Annotated in this window: 5 protein-coding genes; all 5 read left to right on the plus strand. The window is 34.0% G+C overall.

Annotation, left to right across the window (positions count from 1 at the left end):
• On the plus strand, positions 1-726 hold the full coding sequence (locus LPB88_RS07845) for a tetratricopeptide repeat protein (RefSeq protein WP_230714287.1): 726 nt from the start codon (positions 1-3) through the stop codon (positions 724-726).
• A 306-nt stretch (positions 727-1032) separates the two neighbouring features.
• Positions 1033-2691: a S41 family peptidase gene (locus LPB88_RS07850; protein WP_230714288.1), complete on the plus strand. Its 1659-nt coding sequence runs from the start codon at positions 1033-1035 to the stop codon at positions 2689-2691.
• A gap of 353 nt (positions 2692-3044) precedes the next feature.
• Positions 3045-3824: a TatD family hydrolase gene (locus LPB88_RS07855; RefSeq protein ID WP_230714291.1), complete on the plus strand. Its 780-nt coding sequence runs from the start codon at positions 3045-3047 to the stop codon at positions 3822-3824.
• A gap of 63 nt (positions 3825-3887) precedes the next feature.
• Positions 3888-5024, plus strand: a complete 1137-nt coding sequence (locus tag LPB88_RS07860; protein ID WP_230714293.1) for a 1-acyl-sn-glycerol-3-phosphate acyltransferase — start codon at positions 3888-3890, stop codon at positions 5022-5024.
• Positions 5014-6045, plus strand: coding sequence for an asparaginase (locus LPB88_RS07865; RefSeq protein ID WP_230714295.1), 1032 nt, complete (start codon positions 5014-5016; stop codon positions 6043-6045). Before LPB88_RS07860 ends, LPB88_RS07865 begins: the two co-directional genes overlap by 11 nt.
• Positions 6046-6223 lie beyond the last annotated feature (178 nt).

Below are 6223 nucleotides of genomic sequence, written 5' to 3' on the forward strand. Positions count from 1 at the left end.
ATGAATGAAGAACGCTATATATTATTCGATCAATATCTTCAAGGCGAACTAACGGTTGATGAAAGAACTAGTTTTGAAAAACAATTATCTCAGGATCCCAAAATGGCAACGGAATTTGAGACTTTCAAAAATCTGCATGCTCAACTGGAAAATAAATTTGGATATGAAGAAGAAAGAGAGGCGTTTAAAGCAAATTTAAAAACCATTTCAGATAAACATTTCAATACCAGTAAACCAAAAGTTATAGGGCTAAATGGCTGGTATTTTGCGGCAGCGGCTTCTGTGATAATTTTATTTGGATTGTTCTTTTTTAACTATAATCAGAATCCAACTTTTGAAGATTATAATCATCCTGAGCAAGCTTCTTTTACCGAGAGAGGAAAAGAACAAGAGAATTTGCAACAAGCACAAGCAGCTTTTAATGAAAGACAATATGCAGAAGCAATTCCGCTTTTTGAAGCAATTTTAAAAGAAAAGAAAACGCCTGAAGTTCAATATTTTTATGGGGTTTCTTTATTAGAAGAAAGTCAGTACAAAAAAGCTGAAACAGTTTTTAATGAATTGATATCCGGAACTTCTGTCTATAAAGACAAAGCAAAATGGAATCTTGCTTTATCTAAATTAAAACAAAAAGATTATAAAGGATGTAAAGAAATTTTGGGGACTATATCTGAAGATTATGAAAATTATGACGATGTTCAGGATCTTCTGGACGAATTAGATTAGGTCTTCCATAGAGATACACAAAGAATTACACAGAGATTCGCAAAGAGTTAAAATACTTTGCGAATTTTTTTATGTTCAGACCTTTGTCAAAGTTTTAAACTTTGACAAAGGTTGTTTTAAATAACAATTAAAAAATCTGTTTTTATCCGCGTTTTCACGAAGTGAACCCGTTAAATCCGCGTACCATTTAGCAGCAAAATTCATTTTTACGTAAACCCGTAATTTAATTTAGGATTTTAGTTCTAAATTCGATTTTAATTTTATAAAAATTAACCAAAACCATTTTACAATTCTAACCTTTATTGAATGAAAAAAACTGCCCTTTTTTTTCTCTTAGTTCTTTCACAAATTACCTTTGGCCAAGCCAAAATTACCGAAACCGAAAAACTTGCCGCAACTTGCAAAGTCTGGGGTTTCCTGAAATATTATCATCCAAAAGTAGCCAACGGCGACTTTAACTGGGACAAACAACTTCTGGATGTTTTACCTAAAATCGAAAAAGCAGAAACTCAAAAAGAATTCTCCTTAATTCTCGAAAACTGGATCGACGATCTTGGTCCAATAAAAGAAATAGCACCAATTTCGACTCCAAAAGAGGTTGAATTTTTTGATAAGAATTTCGATTTAAGCTGGTTTAATAATAAGCTGTTCTCAAAAAAACTTTCTAAGAAATTGAAATTTATAGAAGACAATAGATTTCAGGGGGAACAGTTTTATATTGAGGGAGCAGAACATGTTGGCAATGTTAATTTGAAAAACGAAAGTTATAAAAATCCGGACTTTACAAATAAGAATTCAAAACTTCGAATGATATTTATGTACTGGAATTTAGTAGAGTACTTTTTCCCTGATAAATATCAAATGGATCAGAAATGGGATACAACTTTAGAAAAAATTATTCCTCTGGTGGTAAAAGCGGAGAATCACGACGATTTTTACTTAGCAATGCAAAAATTAGTATCCAGACTTGATGACAGCCATACAGAGTTTTTTATATATCCGTCATCAACAGAACCTAAAAGTAAGAGATTTTTTCCTGCCGATGGGAAGATAATTGATGAGAAACTTGTGGTTACAGAAATTTTAGGTGACAGTTTAGCTCAGGCAGATGATATAAAAGTTGGAGAGGTAATTACTAAAATTAATGATAAAACAATAAAGGAGCTAATTTTAGAAAATAGAGATTTGATTTGTGCTTCTAATGAGCCTAAATATTTAGATAAATTGGTTAAGAGAATTTTATTTAGCTATTCGGATACTGTAAAAGTTGAGTTTTTTAAAGATGGTAAGTATATTACAAAAACAATGACGTGGTTTGATTATCATGATTCTCACAGAAACGAGTTTAAGAAAGGAGCACAGAAAAAGAAGGAAAAATTTAAACTTTTAGATCATAATATTGGGTATGTTGATATGGGAGTTATAAAAGTTAGACATATTCCTGATATGATAGAAACTTTAAAATCTACCAAAGCAATTATTTTTGATATGAGAAATTACCCAAACGGGACTTTCAAAGAAATATCAAAGTTTTTAAATGCTCATGAAAAGGTATTTGCAGTTTACACACGTCCAGTGTTAAGTTATCCGGGAAGATTTATATGGAGCGGAGACAGTAAAGGTGGGGTTGATAACGAGAATAATTATAAAGGAAAGGTTATTGTGTTACTAGACGAAAAGTCTGTAAGCCAGTCAGAATGGACAGCAATGTGTTTTCAAACGGCTGGTAACACAACTATTATAGGAAGCCAGACTGCTGGCGCAGATGGTAATGTTTCCGAATTTGATTTTGAAGGATTTCATACGCTATTCTCAGGAATCGGAGTGTTTTATCCAGACAGACGAGAAACTCAAAGAATAGGAATAGTTCCTGATATAGAAGTAAAACCAACGATAAAAGGAATTCAGGAAGGAAAAGATGAAGTTCTGGATCGTGCTTTAAAGTTTATTGAAACTGGAGCTTAGTATTAGCATTCATTTAAATGGCACGCTGATGACACGGATTCACTTCATGAAAACGCAGATTTGCACGGATTTTTTTTGGGGATAAAACCCGTACGCAAACATGTGCCCAAACCTTTGTCAAAGTTTAAAACTTTGACAAAGGTTTTTTTAGTATTAGATAATCACGTTGTGGGGCTTCGACTCCGCTCAGCCTGACAGTTTTGACTTCGCTCAGCCTGATAAAAATGATAGAAAAAAATCCGTGCAAATCTGCGTTTTCACGAAGTGAATCCGTGTCATCCGCGTGCCATCACATTCAAATTGGGAAAGTTTTTAATATTATCGTAATTTTGACCCTTTAAAAATTACAACAATTGAATTCAACACTTATAATTACCGATACGCACACACATTTATATTCAGAAGAATTTGACCAGGATCGTGACGAAATGATGCAACGCGCTATAAATGCCGGAGTAACACGTTTTTTTATCCCTGCGATTGATGCCGCTGCAACACAATCGATGTACGATTTAGAACAAAATTATCCTGATTATGTGTTTTTAATGATGGGTTTACATCCCACTTACGTGAAAGATAATTACGAAGAAGAGTTGAAACACGTAGAAACCGAATTGGCAAAAAGAAAGTTTTATGCCGTTGGCGAAATCGGAATTGATTTGTATTGGGATAAAACACATCTTAAAGAACAGCAAATTGCTTTTAAGCGACAAATTCAGTTAGCAAAACAATACAAATTACCAATTGTGATTCATTGCCGTGAAGCTTTTGATGAAATTTTTGAAGTTCTGGAAGAAGAGAAATCAGATGATTTGTTTGGAATCTTTCATTGTTTTTCCGGAACACATGAGCAGGCACTTCAGGCGATTTCTTACAATATGAAGTTAGGAATTGGTGGAGTAGTGACGTTTAAAAACGGAAAAATTGATCAGTTTTTAAATCAAATCGATCTAAAACATATTGTTTTGGAGACAGATTCTCCTTATTTAGCGCCAACTCCGTATCGTGGTAAACGCAATGAAAGCAGTTATTTAGTAAATGTTATTAGCAAATTAGCCGATATTTATGATGTTTCTGAAGAGGAAATTACGACAATTACGACACAAAATTCAAAAGACGTTTTTGGGATTTAACCCATACCTTACAATACTTTGATTTTTTTTTTGTTCATTTGCCCACTAAAATAGATATTTATAATGCAGAAATTTGATGCCATTCGACCGTTTTATGATTCCGAAATAAATGAAGCACTTCATGATGTTGTCAATCATCCGATGATGAAAACCATGATGAACTTTACTTTTCCGGAAGTAGAAGATGAGGTTTGGAAAGAGCAACTTAAGAAAACACATTCGATTCGTGATTTTCAATGCAACTTTATTTATAATACTATACAAAGGGTTTTAGAGAAAAGCTCTGAAGGTCTTACCACTTCGGGTTTTGAGAAACTGGAAAAAAACACTTCTTATTTGTTTATCTCCAATCACAGAGATATTCTTTTAGATACAACATTACTAAATGTTTGTTTGTTTGAACATGGTTTAGTTATGACGGCATCTGCAATTGGTGATAATTTGGTTAAAAAAGCATTCCTGAGCACATTGGCAAAACTAAACAGGAACTTTTTGGTTTTAAGAGGTTTAACGCCAAGAGAAATGTTGCAAAGCTCTAAATTGCTTGCCGAATATATGGGACAATTATTGCTTCGCGAAAATCGTTCGGTTTGGATTGCTCAAAGAGAAGGACGTACCAAAGATGGAAATGACGAGACCAATCCGGGTGTTTTAAAAATGATCGGAATGGGTTCTGACGAGCCAAATTTGATGGATTATTTTAAGAAACTAAAGATCGTTCCGGTTTCAATTTCATACGAATATGATCCTACAGATGTTTTAAAAATGCCACAATTAATGGCAGAAGCAAACAATGAGGTTTACGTTAAAGATAAAAACGAAGATTTCATGACCATCATAAGTGGTATCATGGGAACTAAGAAGAGAATACACATTTCGGTTGGAGATGTTCTGGATACCGAAATTGATCAGATTGTTGCCGAAAATGACAATGCCAACAAACAAGTTCAGGCTTTGGCACAAGTAATCGACGATTCGATTTTGAAGAATTACCAATTATGGCCAACTAATTTTATTGCATACGACATCTTAAACGAAACAGATCGATTTGCTCATTTGTATAAAGAAAATGAGAAATCGTTGTTTGAGCGTCGTTTAGAAATGCGTATCGGAAGTGATAACCCAGTTACAAGACAAGGATTTCTGTGTATGTATGCAAATCCAGTTGTCAATAAATTAAAATACCAAGATGTCATCTAAAGCTAAAATATTGCTGATTTATACCGGTGGAACTATTGGTATGAGTAAGGATTTTGAAACAGGCGCACTCAAAGCGTTCAACTTTAGTAAATTATTGCAAAAGATTCCCGAAATCAAGCAACTAGATTGTGAGATTGAATCGGTTTCGTTCGAAAATCCAATCGATTCTTCAAATATGAATCCTGGAGAATGGACAAAAATTGCGACAATCATTGAAGAAAACTACGCTGCTTACGACGGATTTGTAGTACTTCATGGTTCAGATACGATGTCGTATTCGGCTTCGGCATTGAGTTTTATGTTAGAGAATTTAGCAAAACCAGTAGTGTTTACAGGTTCTCAATTGCCTATTGGTGATTTACGTACCGATGCTAAAGAAAACCTGATTACAGCAATTCAGATTGCTTCGCTTCAGGAAAACGGAAAACCGGTAATCACCGAAGTTTGTTTGTATTTTGAATATAAATTGTACCGAGGAAACCGAACTTCAAAAGTAAATGCAGAACATTTTAAAGCCTTTACAGCACCAAATTATCCTGAATTGGTGGAATCTGGCGTACATTTAAAATTAAACACACATTTATTTCTTCCTGTAAAAACAGATGCAAAATTGATCGTTCATAAAAAGTTAGACAATCATGTTGCCATCATAAAAATGTTTCCGGGAATGAGCGAAATTGTTTTATCGTCAATTCTCGCAATTAAAGATTTACGAGGAATTGTTCTAGAAACGTATGGTTCAGGAAATGCACCAACAGAAGATTGGTTTTTGAATTTAATTCAGAAAGCAATTCAGTCTGGTTTGCATATTGTAAATGTAACACAATGCTCCGGCGGAAGTGTCAATATGGGGCAATACGAAACCAGTACTGTCTTAAAATCTCTTGGAGTTATTTCAGGAAAAGACATTACAACCGAAGCCGCAATTACAAAACTAATGTATTTGTTGGGGCACAATATTCCTAAAGAAGAATTTAAGAATGTCTTTGAAACTGCTTTACGCGGAGAGATTTCTTTATAAACTTTTCACCATATAAGTGATTTCTTTATCTTATAAAGTGATATAAGTTCATAGTAGTTTTTTTCAGGAGCTAATCCCGCTATACGTTTCAATCTTTTATGCCGAACCCCGGCACAAAAGGATTTCCACTTCTATCGGGGCTAGGGCACCCATTTCCATAATAATATTTTCGTGTAAT

It is taken from the genome of Flavobacterium sp. JAS, from assembly GCF_020991455.1.
Lineage (GTDB): Bacteria > Bacteroidota > Bacteroidia > Flavobacteriales > Flavobacteriaceae > Flavobacterium.